The organism is Arthrobacter sp. AFG20 (genome assembly GCF_002892795.1).
Taxonomy (GTDB): domain Bacteria; phylum Actinomycetota; class Actinomycetes; order Actinomycetales; family Micrococcaceae; genus Arthrobacter.
Genome location: NZ_PJMC01000006.1, coordinates 41,418 through 60,460, shown reverse-complemented (window position 1 = coordinate 60,460; position 19,043 = coordinate 41,418). Strand labels below are relative to the sequence as shown.

The window sequence follows — 19,043 nt, the reverse complement described above, 5'->3', positions numbered from 1 at the left end:
GCGTACAGTCCTGCGACTGCACCGGCACCGCGGTACCACCTCACTTACCGCTGCCCAACTCCAAGGGAGTTCGACGAACGGCCGCTCATTGCTGCTGTGACGGGCTTACCCGTCCGGTTCTACTGGCCTGGTCCCCTCGATCGGTTGTCCGCACCGCGGGAAGGTGTTCTTCCGGAAGCTCACCGGTGATGGCCGGGTCAAAGCTGTTGGCTCCAGTCTAACTGCTGAGGCCGGGGCGGCCACAACCATCCGGCGGCCAGAGCCTAGACTCGATCCATGACTGCTTCGGCCCGCCGCGCGCAAACCGTCTGGCTGGTGTTGGCACTCTCCATCCTCCTGCCGGTCGCTTCGCTTTCGGTGTTCCGTGCCATCCCGGCCGAGTGGCCCACGCTGGTGGTCCAGCTGCTGTCCTTCACCCCGTGGCTGGTGATGCCTGCCGCCCTTGCGCTGGCCCTTGCGCTGCTGGGCCGGCGGAACCTGGTCACGGCCGCTGCCGTGCTGCTCCTGGGAGCCCAGCTTTTCTGGCTCTGGGCGCCGGACGCTGGTCGGGCGGATAAGGGGACAGCAGACGCAGGACAAGCTGGTGCAGGCCGGGCGGACTCCGGAGCCTCCGGTACCAGCAGCACCGTTCCGCTGACGGTGATGAGCATCAATTCCCGCTTCGGCAGGGCCGACGCCGCCGAAATCGTCCGGCTGGTCCGGAACAACGGGGTGGACGTTCTCGCGATTCAGGAGCACACCCAGGCGCTGGAGGACCGGCTGGCGGCGGAAAGGCTGGGGAGTCTCCTGCCCAACAGGATCAGCAGCCCAACCGAGAACGGCTCCGGCAGCGCAACGTACTCAAAACACCCCATGCAAGCCATCGGGCTGATTCCCGACACACCATTTCAGATGCCTAGCTTCCGGCTGACGGTGCCCGTTGCGGCTGCCGGCAGTGCGCGTGCGGGCAACACAAGCCCGGGCAGAGCAGCCGCCACGCTCGAGGTCACCAACGTGCATACCCTCCCGCCGGTGGACGTCCGCGTGGGGCAGTGGCGCAGCGACCTGGAATCGTTGGGCCGGCTGGTTGCCCGCAACTGGGCGGACGGCCAAGGCAACCAAATGACGGGCAACCAACTCCTGCTCGGGGATTTCAACGCCACCTATGACCACGCGGAGTTCCGAAGGCTTCTCGACGGCGGCCCGGGCGGCCGGAAGCTGGTGGACGTCGGCACGGCGTCGGGGGCGCGGTTCATGCCCACGTGGCCGATGGACGGCCAGGCGCTACCCGGCATCACCATCGACCATCTGGTCACCAGCCCGCGCATTCCGGCCTCGGGCTACGCCGTGCACCGCGTCCCCGGGACGGACCACGCGGCCGTACTGGCCACGCTGGAGGTTCCGACGGCAGGGTAAAGGCTACGGTTAGCCTGCTCAGGCCTGCTTGCGGATGAGCTTGAAGGTCGAGGCCTGCGCCACCGGGCGGATGACGATCTGGTCGAGGTTAACGTGGTGCGGTGCGCTTACGGCGTAGCGCACCACATCGGCCACGTCCCCGGCGGTCAGCGGCTTCTCCACGCCCTGGTAGACCTTGCCGGCCGCCTGCGCGTCACCAAGCCGGTTCAGGGCAAACTCCTCGGTCTGGACCAGACCGGGGGCGATCTCGATGACCCGGACGTTGTGATCGGCCTCTTCCAGCCGCAGCGCCCCGGTCAGGGCATGTTGGGCGAACTTGGCGGCGTTGTAGCCGCCCCCGCCCTCGTAGGCATCCAGCCCGGCCGTGGACGTCAGGTTCAGGACGGTGCCCTCGCCGTTCTCGCGCAGCATCGGCAGGAAGGCGCGGGTGAGCTTCATGGTGCCGAGGACGTTCACGCGGTACATCCACTCCCAGTCCTCTGTCACGGCCTGCCCCACCCGGTCCGCCCCGCGGGCGCCGCCGGCGATGTTGACCAGCGTGTCGATCCCGCCGGCGGAGGTCACCTCTGCCAGCAGGCGGGCCACGTCCCCGTCCTCGGAAATGTCGCCAGCGAGGGCGACGGCGCCGGTCTCGGCTTCCAGCGCGGCCAGCCGTTCCTGGCGGCGGGCGACGGCGTACACGGTCCAGCCGTCTGCACGGAGCGCACGGACGGTGGCCTCGCCAATGCCTGAGCTGGCACCGGTAACGAGGGCTGCCTTCTTGGTGGACTTGCTGGTGGACACGTCAGAGCTTGCGGAAACCTCAGTCATGGCACCACCCTAGCGCCAACCGCAGGGTGGGCCAGCCTAATGTTTACTCCCGCGAACCCCGTGCTGCCAGGAACTCCAGCAGTACCTTTGCATGGTTCACCTCCGGATCCCTGGCCGCGTACAGCAGCGTTACTTTCCGGTGCCTGGCCGCCAGTTCCAGGAGCTGATCCACCGCGGGATTGTCCGCCAGCTCGTCCTCATACTGGGTACGGAAGTCCTCGAACCGCTCCTGCATGTGGGCGAATTCCTGCCGCAGCGGCGGCGACGGCGCCACTTCCTTGAGCCACAGCTCCAGCTTGGCCCGGTCCTTGCTGACCCCGCGCGGCCAGAGCCTGTCCACCAGAACCCGGCAGCCGTCGTCGTCCGCGGGTTCCTCATAGATGCGCTTGATCGCAAAGGAAGCGCCTGCTTTGCCCATAGGCCGCATGCTACTCCCGGCCTCCGGCAGCGGGCAGGCACCTCCCGGCAGGAAACAAATGCCCGGCATGAAACAATTGGCCCATGGCTGAATCAACGCAGGGTACAGACACGCCCGCCACCGCCCCCATCAACGTTCCCGACAAGCCGGCTCTGGAGGGCCTGGAGGCTGCCCTTACGCAGCGCTGGCTCGAGGAAGGAACCTACCGGTTCGACCCGGACACCACCCGGGACCAGGTCTACTCGATCGACACTCCCCCGCCCACCGCTTCCGGTTCCCTCCATGTGGGCCACATGTTCTCCTTCACACAGACCGACGTGCAGGCCCGCTACATGCGCATGACCGGCAAGAACGTCTTCTACCCCATGGGCTGGGACGACAACGGCCTGCCCACCGAGCGCCGCGTCCAGAACTACTACGGCGTCCGCTGCGATCCCGCCATCCCGTACAACCCGGACTACCAGCCGCCGGCCCAGCCGGCGAAAAACCAGCGGGACTTCGACGTCGTCTCCCGCCAGAACTTCATCGAACTCTGCGAGGAACTCGCGGTCGAGGACGAAAAGGTTTTCGAGAACCTGTTCCAGACCCTCGGCCTGTCCGTCGACTGGAACCTCACCTACCGCACCATCGACGACACCTCACGCGCCGTGTCCCAGCGCGCGTTCCTCGCCAACCTGGCCGCCGGCGACGCCTACATGGCCGAGGCCCCCACCCTCTGGGACGTCACGTTCCGCACCGCCGTGGCCCAGGCCGAGCTCGAGGACCGCGACGTGCCGGGCGCGTACTACCGCTACCCGTTCTTCACCGCCGACGGCGAGAAGATCTTCATCGAAACCACCCGCCCCGAACTGCTCGCGGCCTGCGCCGCCCTGGTGGCAAACCCCGACGACGAGCGGTACCAGCCGCTGTTCGGCAAGACCGTGAAGTCCCCGCTGTTCGACGTCGAACTCGAGGTCAAGGCCCACCCGCTGGCCAAGGCGGACAAGGGCTCGGGCATCGCAATGGTCTGCACCTTCGGCGACCTGACCGACGTGACCTGGTGGCGCGAACTCCAGCTCCCCACCCGCGCGATCGTGGGCCGTGACGGCCGCATCCTCGCCGAGACCCCGGAGTGGATCACCACGGATGCCGGCCGCGAGGCCTACGCCGCGATCGCCGGCAAGACCGTCTTCTCCGCCAAGGAGGCCGTGGTGGAGCTGCTCACGGCAGCGGACCTGCTCGACGGCGAGCCCAAGAAGATCACCCACCCGGTGAACTTCTTCGAAAAGGGTGACAAGCCCCTCGAGGTGGTCACGTCCCGGCAGTGGTACATCCGCAACGGCGGCCGCGACGAGGACCGCCGCGAACGCCTGATCGGCCGCGGGCAGGACATCGACTTCCACCCGTCCTTCATGCGCTCCCGGTACGAGAACTGGATCGCCGGCCTCAACGGGGACTGGCTGGTGTCCCGGCAGCGCTTCTTCGGCGTGCCGATCCCGGTCTGGTACCCGCTGGATGCCCAGGGCAACCCGGACTACGACAACCCTGTCCTGCCGTCTGACAACCTGCTGCCGGTGGATCCGGCGGCCGATGCCGCACCGGGCTACGACGAGTCCCAGCGCGACCAGCCCAACGGCTTCACCGGTGACGCTGACGTGCTGGATACCTGGGCCACCTCCTCCCTGACGCCGCAGATCGTTGGCGGCTGGAGCCGGGACGAGGACCTGTTCGCCAAGGTGTTCCCGTTCGACCTGCGCCCGCAGGGGCACGACATCATCCGCACCTGGCTGTTCTCCTCCGCCGTCCGTGCCGACGCCCTGCAGGACGTCGCGCCGTGGAAACACGCGGCCATCTCCGGCTGGATCCTGGACCCGGACCGCAAGAAGATGTCCAAGTCCAAGGGCAACGTGGTGGTGCCGACGGATGTCCTGAACGAGTACGGCTCCGACGCCGTCCGCTACTGGGCCGCCTCTGCCAAGCTTGGTGCGGACACCGCGTACGAGATCGCGCAGATGAAGATCGGCCGCCGCCTGGCCATCAAGCTGCTGAATGCCTCGAAGTTCGTCCTGAACCTTGGCGCCACGGAGAACTCCGTTGTGTCCACGGACCTGTCCGTCCTGACCAACCCGCTGGACCGCGCCCTGCTGGCCCAGCTCTCGGACGTCGTGGCCCAGGCCACCAAGGCGTTCGACAACTACGACTACGCCCGCGCACTGCAGATCAGCGAATCGTTCTTCTGGCAGTTCACCGACGACTACGTCGAGCTGATCAAGGACCGCGCCTACGGTGCCGCCGGCGAGACCGAGCAGGCCTCCGTGCTCGCTGCCCTGGCCACCACACTGGATTCGCTGCTGCGCCTCTTCGCGCCGTTCCTGCCCTTCGCCACCGAAGAGGTCTGGAGCTGGTGGCGGACCGGCTCCGTGCACCGGGCCGCCTGGCCCTCGCCGCTGGAGATCACCGACGGCGACACCGGCATGCTGGGCACCGTGGGCATCGCGCTCAGCGGCATCCGGAAGGCCAAGTCCGAGGCCAAGGTCAAGCAGCGCACCGAGGTCCTGTCGGCGACGATTACTGCGACAGAGTCCCTCACCACGCAGCTGAAGGCTGGCCTGGCGGACCTGAAGTCAGCATCCAACGCCCGCGAGTTGACCCTCGTGGCAGGCGAAGGTGAACTGACTGTCAGCGATGTGGTCCTGGCCCAGCCGGAGGAAGCACCTCCGGCCTAATACGAAGCGGGCCCGGAGCATTCCGGGCCGACCGGCCTATTTTGGGCAAAGGGGAAGCCCCATCAGCGTTTTGCCGTTGGTGGGGCTTCGACTTTTCGGCTGTCTGGTGACATCTTTGACAGTCTGGCAAGATCCTTGGAATTTCAGGTCTTCCTACCTTGTCACCGGTAGTCTGCTTCTAACTTTGCCGAAGGCTGCGTTAGAAGCCTGTCACTGAATCTTTGGCTCTTGCGTCTCACTTCTTTCGAAGTGGGTAAGAACTATCTTTGTCCTCCTGTTGCGGATGCGCAAGAGCACCGGCAGAACTACTCTCATGTAGTTCTGCCGGGGCTCTGAGACGGGGCTTGGAAACGCCCGACGGCGGCCCGGCAGATCAGTCGAAGGCGGGGCTTTCGGTCCGGCTGCGCTTGATCTCAAAGAAGTGCGGGTAAGCCGCGAGGGTGACCGACGCGTCCCAGATCTTCCCGGCTTCCTCCCCGCGCGGAATGCGGGTGAGGACCGGCCCGAAGAACGCGACGCCGTTAAAGGCGACCACCGGGGTCCCGACGTCCTGGCCCACCAGGGAGATGCCCTTTTCATGGCTGGCACGCAGCTGGGCATCGTACTCGTCGGAGTCAGCCACGGCTGCCAGTTCGGCGGGAAGGCCGCACTCTGCCAGGGCCTTGCTGATGACGATCGAGAAGTCCTTCTGGCCGCCGTCGTGGATCTGCGATCCCATGGCGTCATACAGCGGCTTGACCACGTGGTCGCCATGCTGCTCCTGCGCGGCGATGATGACCCTGACCGGGCCCCACGCCTTGTCCATGGCTTCACGGTACTTCGGGTCGAGGTCGCGGCCCTCGTTCAGCACGGACAGGCTCATGACGTGCCACTCCGTCTTGATGTTACGGACGCCTTCCACCTCGCCGATCCAGCGGGAGGTGATCCAGGCGAACGGGCAGAGGGGGTCGAACCAGAAGTCGGCCTTGTTGGCGGCGGTCTCAGACACAGCAAATCTCCTCAGGGAAGTCTTCGGGGTGTGGCGCGCCGCAGAGCACTTACTCGCAGGGCACGCTAAAGCGACAGCGACGGACTGCCTGGATTTATTCCGAGCCGGCGGATTCAATCGGCTAAGCGGACTTGTTCCGCCGCTTGGCCACGACGTCGTGCGTGATCATGGTGGGCTGGGCCTTCTTGCCCACGACATCCGCCGTGATGACCACGCTTGCGATGTCGTCCCTGCTGGGCAGGTCGAACATGACCGGCAGGAGGACTTCCTCCATAATGGCGCGCAGTCCGCGGGCTCCGGTTCCCCGTTCCAGGGCCTGGTCGGCAATCAGGTCCAGGGCGGCGTCGTCGAACACCAGCTCCACGCCGTCCAGCTGGAACATCTTCTGGTACTGCTTGACCAGGGCGTTCTTGGGCGTGGACAGGATCTGGATCAGGGCCGGACGGTCAAGGCTGGACACGGTGGTGATTACCGGCAGGCGGCCGATGAACTCCGGAATCAGCCCGAACTTCAGCAGGTCTTCCGGCATTACTTCGCCATAGGAGTCGGTGTTCTTGACCTCGTTCAGCGGCGCGCCGAAGCCGATGCCCTTGCGGCCGGAACGGGAACCGATAATGTCCTCCAGGCCGGCGAAGGCGCCGGCCACGATGAAGAGGACATTCGTGGTGTCGATCTGGATGAATTCCTGGTGCGGGTGCTTGCGGCCGCCCTGCGGCGGAACCGAGGCAACCGTTCCTTCGAGGATCTTCAGCAGGGCCTGCTGCACGCCCTCGCCCGAGACATCGCGGGTGATCGAGGGGTTCTCGCTCTTGCGCGAGATCTTGTCGATCTCGTCGATGTAGATGATGCCCTGTTCGGCCTTCTTGACGTCATAGTCGGCGGCCTGGATGAGCTTGAGGAGGATGTTCTCCACGTCTTCGCCCACATAACCGGCTTCGGTCAGGGCGGTGGCGTCGGCAACGGCGAAGGGGACGTTCAGCCGGCGCGCCAGGGTCTGCGCAAGGTAGGTCTTGCCGCAGCCGGTGGGGCCAATCAGGAGAATGTTGGACTTCGAAATTTCGACGTCGTCGTGGTGGACACCCTCCGCAAGGCTGCCGCTCTTGGGAGCATGGCCGGCCTGGATCCGCTTGTAGTGGTTGTACACCGCGACGGCGAGGGAACGTTTGGCCGGTTCCTGGCCGATCACGTATTCCTGCAGGAAGTCGAAGATTTCGCGGGGCTTGGGCAGTTCGAAACTGCCCAGGTCGGCGACCTCTGCGAGTTCTTCCTCGATGATCTCGTTGCAGAGCTCGATGCACTCGTCGCAGATGTAGACGCCGGGCCCGGCAATGAGCTTGCGCACCTGCTTCTGGCTCTTGCCGCAGAAAGAGCACTTGAGCAGATCCGCGCTCTCGCCAATCCGAGCCATATGTGAACCCCTTAGTATCTTGCCGCAAGGGCAGCTTTGCACCGGTTGCTGGAATCACGGCCCTACCTGGCGGAGCCGGCAATGATTACATCCACTCTAGGTCACATTCGTCCCGAGGTGTGGAAACCGGACGCCGGTGCGGTTCAAAAATCTAAACCGCGCCAGCGCCCGTTACTGCTGTTTACCCGGCATGTGCCGGCATTTAGCGGGCAAGTGCCTGCGGCTTGATCTTGCGGGAATCGAGGACCTGGTCAATCAGGCCGTAGTTCTGCGCCTCAGCGGCGGTGAGGATCTTGTCGCGCTCGATGTCGTTGTTGACCTGTTCTGGCGTCCGGCCGGAGTGCTTGGCCAGGGTATCCTCCAGCCAGGTCCGCATGCGCATGACTTCGGCCGCCTGGATCTCCAGGTCGGATGCCTGTCCGCCCTGGCCGCCGGACAGTGCCGGCTGGTGGATCAGGACGCGGGCGTTGGGCAGCGCGAGGCGCTTGCCCGGCGTTCCCGCGGCCAGCAGGACGGCCGCAGCACTTGCGGCCTGGCCCAGGCACACGGTCTGGATTTCCGGACGGATGTACTGCATGGTGTCGTAAATCGCCGTCATGGCGGTGAAGGAGCCGCCTGGCGAGTTGATGTAAATGGTGATGTCGCGGTCCGGGTCCGTGGACTCCAGCACCAGCAGCTGCGCCATGACGTCGTCAGCAGAGGCGTCGTCCACCTGGACACCGAGGAAGATAATGCGGTCTTCAAAGAGCTTGGTGTAGGGGTCCTGGCGCTTGAAGCCATACGGCGTGCGCTCCTCGAACTGCGGCAGCACGTAGCGGCTTGTCGGCAGGTTACCGGCAGACGACCCGAAATTGTAGTTCATGTTCTTTGCTCCTGGATTCAGTTCTGTCTTGATGCCGGTTAGCTCTGGCCGTTAGATGAAGCGTTCTGGGTTCCGCCGCCGCCGGCGACAGAACCTGCGTGCGCCGAGATCTTGTCGAAGAAGCCGTATTCCAGCGCTTCGGGGGCCGTGAACCACTTGTCGCGGTCGTTGTCCTTGAGGATGGTTTCCACGCTCTGGCCGGTCTGGTCCGCCGTGAGCTCAGCCATGACCTTCTTCATGTGGAGGATCAGCTCGGCCTGGATCTTGATGTCCGAAGCCGTTCCGCCGATTCCGCCTGAGGGCTGGTGCATCAGGATACGGGCGTTCGGAGTGGCGTAGCGCTTGCCCTTGGTGCCGGAGGACAGCAGGAACTGTCCCATGGAGGCCGCGAGGCCGGTGGCGACGGTGACGACGTCGTTGGGGATGAACTGCATGGTGTCGTAGATGGCCATGCCGGCCGTCACCGAGCCGCCGGGAGAGTTGATGTAGAGGTAGATGTCCTTGTTGGGATCCTCGGCGGAAAGCAGCAGCAGCTGTGAGCAGATGGCGTTCGCGTTCTCGTCGCGGACCTCGGAACCAAGCCAGATGATGCGCTCTTTCAGCAGGCGGTTGTAGATGTAGTTATCCTGGGCTGCAGGATCGACGGTTGCCATGCGGGGGGCCGCTGCTTGCTGTGACATATGTACTTACCTCTCGCTGGTGACGGTGACATCACTGAACGACATCACTGAACTTCACTACTTGGACACTAACCGCTTTCGGAGCGGATTTGTTCGTCGGAATCGCGCTGTTCGCTGACGGCGCACGATTGCCCGCAGGAGCTGTACACCGGCCGTTAACGCGCCAGCCCCCGGATCCGAGGACCCGGGGGCTGGCGTCGCTGATGCGTGCTGCTGCTAGAACTTCACGGCCGCGGGATCGTCGTTCGCGACGGTCTCGCCGGCTGCCTCTTCAGCTTCGGTTTCTGCTTCGGCTTCGACGGCGGGAGCCTCTTCGCCGCCGGGGCGGACGAAGTCGCTCAGGTCAACCTTGTTGCCCTCGGAGTCGGTAACCTCGGCCTGGCCCAGGACGACGGCCAGTGCCTTGCGGCGTCGGACCTCGGAGACCATCATGGGAACCTGGCCGCTCTGGTCGATGATCTGGGCGAACTGGTTCGGGTCCATGCCGTACTGGCTGGCGGTGGTGACGATGTAGTCGATCAGCTCGTTCTGGCTGACGCCTACTTCTTCCTTCTCGGCGATGGCGTCGAGGATGATCTCGTTCTGGAAGGCACGCTCGGTGTTGGCCTTGACCTCGGCGCGGTGCTCTTCGGTGTCGTGCTCGCCTTCACCGTGGGAGTTCTCGGCCTTGAAGTGCTGCTCGAGCTGCTCTTCGACGACGGACTCCGGAACGGGAACCTCAACCAGCTCAACGAGCTTGTCCAGGACCTTGTCGCGTGCCTCGACCCCCTGCTCCACGACCTTGGAGTCCGCGGCCTGCTTGGCGAGGTCTTCGCGCAGTTCGGCCAGCGTGTCGAACTCGGAGGCCAGCTGGGCGAAGTCGTCGTTCGCCTCGGGCAGCTCGCGCTCCTTGACGGACTTGACGACAACCTTGACCTGCGCGGCTTCGCCGGCGTGGTCGCCGCCCACGAGGGTGGTGTCGAAGATGGCGTCCTCGTCGGCGCTCAGGCCGGTGACGGCCTCGTCCATACCCTCAAGCATGGTGCCGGCGCCAACCTGGTAGGACAGCCCGGTTGCGGAGTCAACCTCGGCGCCGTCGATGCTCGCCGTGATGTCGATGCTCAGGAAGTCGCCGTCAGCTGCCGGGCGCTCCACGGACTTGAGCGTGCCGAAGCGGCCGCGCAGTTCGTCCAGGGCCTTGTCGACGTCGGCGTCAGAGGACTCTGCCGCGGCAACCTCAACCTTGATCCCGGCGTAGTCGGGCAGTTCAATCTCGGGGCGGACGTCAACCTCGGCCTGGAACTTCAGCTCACCATCGGTGGCGGAAGGATCCGGAACCTCGGTGATCTCAACCTCGGGACGGCTCAGGGGGTGGATGCCGGACTCCTGGACTGCAGCCTGGTACCAGCCGTTAAGGCCCTCGTTGATGGCGGTCTCCAGGACGTATCCGCGGCCGACGCGCTGGTCGATCAGCTTGGCGGGAACCTTGCCCTTACGGAAGCCAGGGACCTGGATCTGCGAAGCAACAGTCTTGTATGCCTCGTCGATGCTGGGCTTCAATTCCTCAAAGGGGACCTCAACATTGAGCTTGACCCGCGTGGGGGTGAGGTTCTCGACAGCGCTCTTCACGGTCTAAGTACTCCTGGTTTTGTTGGATGGGTTCTGCAAACGCGTTGTTGTGACCAGGCCTGGGGCCCGGGCCGCAGAGTCGGGGTGACAGGATTTGAACCTGCGACTTCCTGCTCCCAAAGCAGGCGCTCTAGCCAAGCTGAGCTACACCCCGTAATGCACAGGACAGTCTACGTTCATCCCCGCCGCGTTTGCACATTTGACAGTTGGGACATGAATTAGGTTTAGTTATATCCGGCTTGAACAGCCGCCGAAGAAAAGCCCAAGGCCAATACGCCGGAGCGCTTTCCTCGGGGACGTAGCTTAATGGTAAAGCCTCAGTCTTCCAAACTGATTACGCGGGTTCGATTCCCGTCGTCCCCTCCACACCAAAGAGGCCCCCTATGAGGGGCCTCTTTTGCGTTAAGCCCCGACGGGGCCCGGGGCTTAGGCGTGGCCCCCGACATCCACCGGGCCGACGGTGAGACGGGCTTCAGACTGGAGGAAGTTCCCGACCCGCTCCGCCTGCTGGGCCAGCTCCTGCAGCTGCGCTGCCCCCGCCGGACGGAACAGTTCGGCCGTGATCTCCAGTATCTTTCCGGAACGGCGGTGGTGCCAGAGTCCGCTGACGACGCCGTCGATAAGTATGACGGGATAGTTACCTGCCTGCCCCCTGGCCAGGGCACGGGTACTTGCCACGCCCGGGAACAGCAGATTCCGGGGCTGGCCGGCCACCACATAGGAATCGAAGTAGGGGAGCAGCCTGACGCCCGCAGGTTCCGTGGTGATGGCCCCGGTGTCGCTCTGCAGCACCCAGGCCGGCGTCCCTGCCACGGTGACCTGGGCCAGCCCTTCGCGGTGGTCATCAAAGAGGCCGGACGCCCACTCGTGCGGAACCGCCAGCCACCGGGCGAAATGGGCTGGCGTAGCGGGTCCGTATGCCCGCAGGTAGGCCCGGACGAGCCAGCCAAGCGCCGGCGCAGCATCAGCGGGCCGGAACCCGGGAAGCAGCTGCCCAGGGCTGCGGTATGTCGATGCCCGGCCCCTGCCGGCGCCAAAGCACAGCGCCCCGCTGAAGCCCGCGGTCCCCATCGCCGCGCGCCAGCGCGGCCACATGGTCTGGAATGCGGGCATCACCGGCTCAGCCGCCCAGGTACCGGTTCTGGCGACTATGGCGTCCGTGAGTTCGTCGACGGTCAGCTCGCCGTCCCGCAGCGCGTCTGCAATTGCGGCCACGATCTCATCCGTCTGGCCGGGCGTCAGGAATTGCCCCAGCGCCGGGTTGGGCGGAAGGGTACCCAGGGCGCCGGTCCACTGGGACAGGTCGGCGGCGGTCAGCAGGTGCACGGTGCCCCGGGGCCCGAAGGTCCTGACCAGGGTTCCGTCCTCCCAGAGCGTCTTGCGGAGGTCGGCCCGGGAAATTCCGGTGCCGCGCATCCCCACTGACAGTTCCGCGGCCTGCATCACCTGGGCGTGCGCGCCGCACATGGCACGCACGATGTCGGCCGGGGTACCGGTTTGCGAAGGCGCCGCAAGCCACTGGCGCTCCAGGCGCCTGGCACAGACCTGCGCCCACGAATACTCTCGTACCGGCCTGTCAGTCATCGCCTGCCGCCTCTCGCCCGCAGCCGGTCAGCTCAGGCGGGCTGCTGGCAGGACGGACACCAGTACAGTTTGCGGGCGGCGTGTTCAGCCAGGGCAACCGGAGCGCCGCAGACCCTGCACGGCTGGCCGTGGCGGCGGTAGACAAAGTGCGCCTCCTCCCCCGGCGGAAGCTGGCCGCTCCGGGTCCAGAAGCCGGCGGTGGTGGTGATGATCCGCCCGTCGCGGACGCCGTCGGCCATCACCGCGGTGGTGTCATCCCAGAGGAGACCGGCGGCGTCCGCGGTGAGCGCGCGGCCGGGGAGCAGGGGGTCGATCCTGCCGCGGAACAGCACTTCGGCCCGGTAGACATTCCCAACGCCGGCAATCACCTTCTGGTCCATCAGCAGCGTGGCGAGCGGCGTCCGCTTTGCCAGGACGCGCCGGATGAAGTCGTCCCTGCTGCCGCCGGTGTTGTGGAGCGGATCGGGGCCCAGCCTGTCCAGCACGGCCGCCGCCTCGGCATCGGTAATGGCCGCGCACGTGGTGGCACCGCGCAGGTCGGCCCAGCCATGGTCACCCACCAGTCGGACCCGCACCGCCCCCACCGGCGCCGGCGGCCCGGTGTACTCGGCGGGAGCTGTATCGCAAGTGCCGGCCACTTCCCGCTCGCCCACCCTTCGGGGCGCGCCGATGCTGGAGGCTCCGCGGAACTGGCTGTCCCCGCCGAAATCCCAGGCCCCGTAGAGGCCGAGATGGACGTGCAGCACCAGTGCGTGATCGAAGTGCAGGAACAGGTGCTTTCCGTGGGCGGACGCGTGCACCATGGTATGCCCGTCCAGCAGCGCGGCGCCTGCGGCAAAGCGGCCCTGGGGGCTGCTGACAGCCAGCCGCTCACCGGCGAACACGTCACCGAACTGGCGGGCCAGCCGGTGTATGGAGTGGCCTTCCGGCACTACTCGACGATCTCGCCGGTGGTTTCGTAGGTGGCGATCTTGCCGATGCGGCGGACGTGCCGCTCGTCGTTGCTGAAGGGCTCCTGCAGGAAGGCCTCGATCAGGGACGTTGCCTCCTCGACGCTGTGCTGGCGCCCGCCGACGGCCACGACGTTGGCATCGTTGTGCTCGCGGGCCAGTGTGGCCGTGGACTGGTTCCAGGCCAGGGCGGCGCGGACTCCCTTGACCTTGTTGGCCGCGATCTGCTCGCCGTTTCCGGATCCGCCCAGCACGATGCCCAGCGCGTGGACCCCTGCTTCCTGGTCCGCCACCACTGCGAGCGCCGCGTTGATGCAGAACGAGGGGTAGTCGTCCAGGGCGTCGTATTCCTTGGGTCCGTGATCCACCACGTCATAGCCGTTCGCCGTCAGGTGCTTGACCAGGTGGGCACTCAGCTCCATGCCGGCGTGGTCGGTGGCGATGTGGACCCGCGGAAATGCAGGGTTTGTTGTCACGGTAGCTTCCGTTCAGTCATGAGCACCGGGGCGCGGCCGGGCTGGTACAGGTCAAATCAACAGATCCAAGAGTACTCGGTGCGCTTCGCCCCAGCGGGGAGCCGCCCGGCAGTGACGCGGCAGTTACGGCTCCGTGTCGCCCTGGGCCGGCGGCCGGGCGTCGCGGCGGGCCCTTGCCGCCACGCGGGTCAGGACCTCGGCGAGAAGGGCGGCGGAGTCGGGGTTGCCGCCGCTAACGGCCAGCTTGTGGCCGTCGGTCTTGCGGACGACGACGGCGGGGCCGCTGCTGACCAGCACCGCTGCGGTTCCGTCGTGGTTGCGGTAGCCCCACCCGCCGTAGTCGGCGGCGCGGACGTCCGCCGGTTGGGCGGCAGAGATGGCGGCGGCGGGGACGTCGACCACACGCAGGATGCCTGCAAGGAAGACGCGCAGACCACTGCGGTCCGCGGTGACCCGGGCGAACAGGAACGCGGCGCCCACCAGGGCGGCCGCCACGAGCAGCGCTCCGAGCCACGGCACGACTATCGCGATCAGCGAAGCGGGAAACAGGCTGGCTATGGCGATCATGACAAAGACGGAGCTGCGCGCATGCACCCAGAACCGCACGGAATCCCGGACAAGCTCAGGGTCGAGCTCAAGTTCCAGGGCCTGCTGCAGTGCGCGGTCGTCCTCCGGTGTCCACTGCTGGTCCGCCTTGAACACGAACCCGATGATGACACCCAGGGCAAGTGCGGCGCCGCTGCCCGAGGCAAGGACAATCATGTCCACGCTTGACTCGCGCGCGTCAGCCACGCCGGTCTGGCCTACGAGCGCGGCCGCCAGCACGGTGGTGACGAAAAGGCTCACCGCCAGCCCCGCGCCCATCATGATCCGGCGCATCACTGTGGGCCGCGACACCGGCACGGCCTGCAGCAGCACCAGCCAGCCGGTGATGACGATCAGGGCGGCCCCGCCGCCCACGAAGGCGGGGAACGGGGCGAAGGCGGTGCCGCCGTCGTTATTCCACATGACCGCCAGCGGTTCCGGCAGATCCGGCCGCAACAGCACGGCACAGACCGCGAACCCGGCGGCGAGCAACACTGGGAAGCCGATCGCGAACCGCAGCGCCTTGGTGTCCACAGCATCGAGGATCTTTCCCATGCCTTAACGCTACCCCTGCGCCGGCCGGAGAGGACCCCGGGGGAAGGAGCCCCGGACTTGAGCCACGGAAGTGAGCTACGCAACTTGCCAAGCGGCCCCGAAATGAAACAATGGCTTCACAGTGATGCAAACCGTGCGCGTGACTATCATGCGCACCTGCCGGCGGGCCGGGCCTGTCCGCCACTTACCTCTGGAGGCACCACCTTGCCAGGTATGAACCTGACGCGCGCCGAAGCACGCGAGCGCGCCGAGCTTATCGCCGTCGACTCCTACGATGTCAGCCTGGACCTGACCAGGGGCGGGACTGTCTTCGGTTCCACCACCACGGTCAGGTTCACCGCGGAGCCCGGCTCCTCAACGTTCATCGACGCCGTGACGGCCGAAGTCCACAGCGTGACCCTGAACGGGCGCGAACTGGATCCGGCCCGGGTGTCCGACGGCATCAGGATCCAGTTGCCGGAGCTGGCCGCGGACAACGAGCTCACTGTGGTGGCGGACGCCCCCTACATGAACACCGGCGAAGGCCTGCACCGCTTCGTGGACCCGGTGGACGGCGAGGTATACCTGTACACGCAGTTCGAGGTGCCCGATTCCCGCCGGATGTTCGCCGTATTTGAACAGCCCGACCTCAAGGCCACTTTCAGGTTCCGGGTCACGGCACCGTCGCACTGGGATGTCGTCTCCAACTCCCCCACCCCGGAGCCGGCGGAGACTTCACCGGGTGCCGACGGCGGCGCCCGCTCGGTCTGGGACTTCACGCCGACGCCCCGCCTGTCCTCGTACGTGACCGCGCTGATCGCCGGGCCGTACCAGTCGGCGCGCAGCGATGTCACCAGTTCGGACGGCCGCGTCGTGCCGCTGGGCGTCTTCGCCCGCAAGTCCCTCATGCAGTACCTGGACGCGGACAACATCTTCGAGCTCACGCGCCAGGGCTTCGAGTTCTTCGAGGCTCAGTTCGGCTGCCCCTACCCCTTTGAGAAGTACGACCAGCTGTTTGTGCCCGAGTTCAACGCCGGCGCCATGGAAAACGCCGGCGCGGTCACCATCCTCGAAGGCTATGTCTTTCGCGGCAAGGTCCCGGAGGCGCAGGTGGAACGCCGGGCCATCACCGTGCTGCACGAACTGGCCCACATGTGGTTCGGCGACCTCGTGACCATGCGCTGGTGGAACGACCTCTGGCTCAACGAATCCTTCGCCGAATACATGTCGCACCTGGCCGCGGTGGAGAACACCAAGTTCCAGAGCGCGTGGACCACGTTCGCTTCGGTGGAGAAGTCGTGGGCCTACCGCCAGGACCAGCTTCCCACCACCCACCCGATCTTCGCCGAGATCAACGACCTGCAGGACGTCGAGGTGAACTTCGACGGAATCACCTATGCCAAGGGCGCCTCCGTGCTGCGGCAGCTGGTGGCCTGGGTGGGGCCGGACCAGTTCATGGCCGGCGTGCGTGAATACTTTGCCAAGCATTCCTGGCGCAACACCGAGCTCGGCGACCTGATGGTCGAGCTGGAGAAGGCCAGCGGACGCGACCTGGACCAGTGGGGCCGCCTGTGGCTGGAAACGGCCGGCGTGAACTCGCTCAAGCCGGAACTGGCGGTGGACGCCGACGGCACCATCAGCTCATTCGCCATCCTGCAGTCGGCGGTTGCCGAGCAGCCCACCATCCGCCCACACCGCCTGGCGGTGGGGTTCTATGACCTTACCGGCGAGGGCACGCTCGAGCGCGTGCACCGTGAGGAACTGGACGTCGACGGCGAACGCACCGAGGTCCCCGAACTGGCCGGACTCAAGCGGCCGGACCTCATCCTGCTCAACGACGATGACCTCGCCTATGCCAAGGTGCGGCTTGATGAGCAGTCGCTGGCCACCGCCAAGGCGCACCTGAAGGACTTCAGGGAGAGCCTGCCGCGGACGCTGGTGTGGGGCTCGGCCTGGGACGCTGCAAGGGACGGGGAAAGCCCCGCCCGCGGATACGTCGACCTGATCCTGGCCAACATCGCCTCCGAGTCTGATTCATCGGTAATCCTGGTGCAGCTGCGGCAGCTTGCCACCACGCTCACGTTCTATGTGGCCGAGGAGCACCGCGAAGCCACCACCGTTGCCGCCGTCGACCGGCTCTGGGAACTGGCCACGGACGTGCCGGGCGGGTCCGACGCCCAGCTGCAGTTCATCAAGTCGTTCGCGCTCCTGGCGCGCAGCGGGCAGCAGCTGGACCGGATCGCCGGGCTGCTGGACGGCTCGGCCACCCTGGCCGGGCTGACCGTGGACCAGGACCTCCGCTGGGAGCTCGTGGCCTCCCTCGTGGCAGGCGGCAGGCTGGGACAGGCGGACATCGACGCGGAACTGCAGCGGGACAACACCTCCAGCGGCCAGAACGCGGCCGCCCTGGCCAAGGCTGCCATCCCCACCCCGGAGGCCAAGTTGGCAGCCTGGGAGTCGATCGTGGTCAAGGGCGAGCTCTCCAACGCCATCCAGGCCTCGGCCGTCGCCGGCTTCACGCGGGTGCTGGACACCGGGCTGCTGGAGCCGTTCGCGGAGAAATACTTCGAGGCAGTCCCGGGAATCGTTGCCGAGCGTACCAATGCCCTGGCCCAGCAGATCGTCGTCGGGCTGTACCCGGCGCAGCTGACCAGCCAGGCCACCGTGGACCGGACAGACGCGTTCCTTGCGTCGCTGCCGGAGGAGAGCGCTGCGCTGCGCCGGATGATGCTGGAAAACCGCGACGGCGTGGCCCGGGCTCTGCGGGCCCGCGCGGCGGATGTCTAGGCAATGGCACTCAACGAACACCGCTATGCGCTGACAGTCCGCTGGACCGGCAACCTTGGAAGCGGCACGTCGTCCTACCGGGACTACTCCAGGGACCACGACATCGAAATTCCCGGGCTGCCGGTCCTGCAGGGCTCGGCCGATCCCACCTTCCACGGCGACCGCTCCCGGTACAACCCCGAGCAGCTGCTGCTGACAGCGCTGGCACAGTGCCACATGCTGTCTTTCCTGCACGTTGCGGTGAAGCATGGCGTGGTGGTCCTGTCCTATGAGGACAATGCCACCGGAATGATGCGGCTCAACCGGGACGGCAGCGGCCAGTTCGAAACCGTAACGCTGCGCCCGCAGGTGACGGTTGCGGATCCCGGGCACATCGCGTTGGCGGGCCGGATGCACCATGAGGCCAACGAGGTGTGCTTCATTGCCCGTAGCGTAAATTTCCCCGTCCTCCACGCTCCCATTACCACAGCCGGAAGTCCTTAGCCAGCGGCAGACCCCGCTAGGCTTAAAAGCGACCAAAGAGCGGTCGGCCTCCCCGGACAGCGCGGAGACCGGCCGCCGCCGGACAGCAGCAAGGAGCCTTCCAGCAGATGCACAGCATGTTCACAGCGCCCTCGGCCTCACTGGAGCCCACCGGACTCGACCTGGCCGGCGTGGCCATCAGCCTCGGCGCAGGCATACTCCTGTGGCTGATCGCGAGTTTCCTCATCGCCAGGATCACCAAGCGTGTGGCTAGCGGCACGTCACTGTTCAAGAAGCCGCATTTCCGCTGGGTGGCGCCGGCGCTGCGCGCCCTGGACCATGAGCGGCGCGTGCAGCGGGCCAACACGATCGGCTCGCTGCTGAAGAGCGGCATCGGCGTAATGATCGCCGTCATCACCACCATTTACATGCTGAAGAACCTCGACGTCGACGTGGCGCCGCTCCTGACCAGCGTGGGAATCCTCGGTATCGCCATCGGCTTTGGCGCCCAGCAGCTGATCAGGGACTTCCTCGCCGGCATCTTCATCACCATCGAGGACCAGTACGGCATCGGCGACATCATTGAAACCAGCGAAGTGGTGGGCGTCGTCGAGTCGATCGGGCTGCGGATCACGCGCGTCCGCGACGAGAACGGCGCCATCTGGTACCTCCGCAACGGTGAGATCCTCCGCGTGGGCAACCGCTCGCAGGGCAACTACGTCCCGCCTGCGGAGCCTGAAGAGACGGCTGCTGAAGCCGAGCACGCACCCCAGCAGAAGGCCGGAGAATAG

Annotated in this window: 16 protein-coding genes and 2 tRNA genes; 6 read left to right on the top strand and 12 right to left on the bottom strand. The window is 66.1% G+C overall.

From position 1 onward, the window contains the following. The first annotated feature begins 276 nt into the window (after positions 1 to 276). Positions 277 to 1,395, top strand: a complete 1,119-nt coding sequence (locus CXZ05_RS09010) for an endonuclease/exonuclease/phosphatase family protein (RefSeq protein WP_102972273.1) — start codon at positions 277 to 279, stop codon at positions 1,393 to 1,395. Between the two features lie 18 nt (positions 1,396 to 1,413). On the opposite strand, the gene CXZ05_RS09005 is transcribed toward CXZ05_RS09010, so the two are convergent. Both CXZ05_RS09005 and CXZ05_RS09000 read right to left on the bottom strand, forming a co-directional pair. Further along, positions 1,414 to 2,205 (bottom strand): SDR family oxidoreductase, encoded by a 792-nt coding sequence (locus CXZ05_RS09005; RefSeq protein WP_102972272.1) that lies wholly within the window; start codon positions 2,203 to 2,205, stop codon positions 1,414 to 1,416. Positions 2,206 to 2,248: 43 nt separating this feature from the next. Beyond that, positions 2,249 to 2,623, bottom strand: coding sequence for a DUF488 domain-containing protein (locus tag CXZ05_RS09000; RefSeq protein WP_102972271.1), 375 nt, complete (start codon positions 2,621 to 2,623; stop codon positions 2,249 to 2,251). A gap of 83 nt (positions 2,624 to 2,706) precedes the next feature. Between CXZ05_RS09000 and valS the strand changes: the two genes are divergently transcribed. Beyond that, on the top strand, positions 2,707 to 5,328 hold the full coding sequence (gene valS, locus CXZ05_RS08995) for a valine--tRNA ligase (protein WP_102972270.1): 2,622 nt from the start codon (positions 2,707 to 2,709) through the stop codon (positions 5,326 to 5,328). A gap of 373 nt (positions 5,329 to 5,701) precedes the next feature. Here the strand turns inward: valS and CXZ05_RS08990 are convergent, their stop codons facing one another. The 6 genes from CXZ05_RS08990 to CXZ05_RS08965 form a co-directional block, all read right to left on the bottom strand. Beyond that, positions 5,702 to 6,316, bottom strand: a complete 615-nt coding sequence (locus tag CXZ05_RS08990; protein WP_102972269.1) for a DsbA family protein — start codon at positions 6,314 to 6,316, stop codon at positions 5,702 to 5,704. 121 nt (positions 6,317 to 6,437) lie between these two features. Next, positions 6,438 to 7,724 (bottom strand): ATP-dependent Clp protease ATP-binding subunit ClpX, encoded by a 1,287-nt coding sequence (clpX, locus tag CXZ05_RS08985; protein WP_102972268.1) that lies wholly within the window; start codon positions 7,722 to 7,724, stop codon positions 6,438 to 6,440. 202 nt (positions 7,725 to 7,926) lie between these two features. Continuing rightward, entirely contained in the window at positions 7,927 to 8,586 is a 660-nt protein-coding gene (locus CXZ05_RS08980; protein ID WP_102972267.1) for an ATP-dependent Clp protease proteolytic subunit, read from the bottom strand. Positions 8,587 to 8,624: 38 nt separating this feature from the next. Next, positions 8,625 to 9,239: an ATP-dependent Clp protease proteolytic subunit gene (locus CXZ05_RS08975; protein WP_102972266.1), complete on the bottom strand. Its 615-nt coding sequence runs from the start codon at positions 9,237 to 9,239 to the stop codon at positions 8,625 to 8,627. A 243-nt stretch (positions 9,240 to 9,482) separates the two neighbouring features. After that, entirely contained in the window at positions 9,483 to 10,874 is a 1,392-nt protein-coding gene (tig, locus tag CXZ05_RS08970) for a trigger factor (RefSeq protein ID WP_102972265.1), read from the bottom strand. Between the two features lie 79 nt (positions 10,875 to 10,953). Beyond that, a tRNA-Pro gene (locus tag CXZ05_RS08965) sits at positions 10,954 to 11,028 on the bottom strand. Between the two features lie 138 nt (positions 11,029 to 11,166). On the opposite strand from CXZ05_RS08965, the gene CXZ05_RS08960 reads away from it, so the two are divergent. Further along, positions 11,167 to 11,240 (top strand) — tRNA-Gly (locus CXZ05_RS08960). A gap of 60 nt (positions 11,241 to 11,300) precedes the next feature. Here CXZ05_RS08960 and CXZ05_RS08955 read toward each other — a convergent pair. The 4 genes from CXZ05_RS08955 to CXZ05_RS08940 all read right to left on the bottom strand — a co-directional run bounded on the left by CXZ05_RS08955 (position 11,301) and on the right by CXZ05_RS08940 (position 15,024). Continuing rightward, positions 11,301 to 12,458 (bottom strand): winged helix DNA-binding domain-containing protein, encoded by a 1,158-nt coding sequence (locus tag CXZ05_RS08955; protein WP_102972264.1) that lies wholly within the window; start codon positions 12,456 to 12,458, stop codon positions 11,301 to 11,303. Positions 12,459 to 12,490: 32 nt separating this feature from the next. Further along, on the bottom strand, positions 12,491 to 13,390 hold the full coding sequence (locus CXZ05_RS08950; RefSeq protein ID WP_102972263.1) for an Fpg/Nei family DNA glycosylase: 900 nt from the start codon (positions 13,388 to 13,390) through the stop codon (positions 12,491 to 12,493). Further along, a complete protein-coding gene (locus CXZ05_RS08945; RefSeq protein ID WP_102972262.1) occupies positions 13,390 to 13,884 on the bottom strand; it encodes a ribose-5-phosphate isomerase in 495 nt (164 codons plus the stop codon). The genes CXZ05_RS08950 and CXZ05_RS08945 overlap by 1 nt, the downstream gene beginning before the upstream one ends. A gap of 123 nt (positions 13,885 to 14,007) precedes the next feature. Beyond that, complete coding sequence (locus tag CXZ05_RS08940; protein ID WP_102972261.1) at positions 14,008 to 15,024, bottom strand: hypothetical protein; 1,017 nt, start codon at positions 15,022 to 15,024, stop codon at positions 14,008 to 14,010. A 213-nt stretch (positions 15,025 to 15,237) separates the two neighbouring features. Here CXZ05_RS08940 and pepN point away from each other — a divergent pair, with 213 nt between their 5' ends. The 3 genes from pepN (at position 15,238) to CXZ05_RS08925 (ending at position 19,043) form a co-directional block, all read left to right on the top strand. Then, a complete protein-coding gene (gene pepN / locus CXZ05_RS08935) occupies positions 15,238 to 17,790 on the top strand; it encodes an aminopeptidase N (RefSeq protein ID WP_102972260.1) in 2,553 nt (850 codons plus the stop codon). A 3-nt stretch (positions 17,791 to 17,793) separates the two neighbouring features. Next, on the top strand, positions 17,794 to 18,273 hold the full coding sequence (locus CXZ05_RS08930; RefSeq protein WP_102972259.1) for an OsmC family protein: 480 nt from the start codon (positions 17,794 to 17,796) through the stop codon (positions 18,271 to 18,273). 107 nt (positions 18,274 to 18,380) lie between these two features. Further along, entirely contained in the window at positions 18,381 to 19,043 is a 663-nt protein-coding gene (locus tag CXZ05_RS08925) for a mechanosensitive ion channel family protein (RefSeq protein WP_102972258.1), read from the top strand.

Coding starts and splice junctions, on each gene's coding strand:
- CXZ05_RS08940 (WP_102972261.1), bottom strand. CDS start 15,024: ATGGGAAAGATCCTCGATGCTGTGGACACCAAGGCGCTGCGGTTCGCG.
- pepN (WP_102972260.1), top strand. CDS start 15,238: ATGAACCTGACGCGCGCCGAAGCACGCGAGCGCGCCGAGCTTATCGCC.
- clpX (WP_102972268.1), bottom strand. CDS start 7,724: ATGGCTCGGATTGGCGAGAGCGCGGATCTGCTCAAGTGCTCTTTCTGC.
- CXZ05_RS08925 (WP_102972258.1), top strand. CDS start 18,381: ATGCACAGCATGTTCACAGCGCCCTCGGCCTCACTGGAGCCCACCGGA.
- valS (WP_102972270.1), top strand. CDS start 2,707: ATGGCTGAATCAACGCAGGGTACAGACACGCCCGCCACCGCCCCCATC.
- CXZ05_RS09010 (WP_102972273.1), top strand. CDS start 277: ATGACTGCTTCGGCCCGCCGCGCGCAAACCGTCTGGCTGGTGTTGGCA.
- CXZ05_RS08930 (WP_102972259.1), top strand. CDS start 17,794: ATGGCACTCAACGAACACCGCTATGCGCTGACAGTCCGCTGGACCGGC.
- CXZ05_RS08980 (WP_102972267.1), bottom strand. CDS start 8,586: ATGAACTACAATTTCGGGTCGTCTGCCGGTAACCTGCCGACAAGCCGC.
- CXZ05_RS09000 (WP_102972271.1), bottom strand. CDS start 2,623: ATGGGCAAAGCAGGCGCTTCCTTTGCGATCAAGCGCATCTATGAGGAA.
- CXZ05_RS08955 (WP_102972264.1), bottom strand. CDS start 12,458: ATGACTGACAGGCCGGTACGAGAGTATTCGTGGGCGCAGGTCTGTGCC.
- CXZ05_RS08975 (WP_102972266.1), bottom strand. CDS start 9,239: ATGGCAACCGTCGATCCTGCAGCCCAGGATAACTACATCTACAACCGC.
- CXZ05_RS09005 (WP_102972272.1), bottom strand. CDS start 2,205: ATGACTGAGGTTTCCGCAAGCTCTGACGTGTCCACCAGCAAGTCCACC.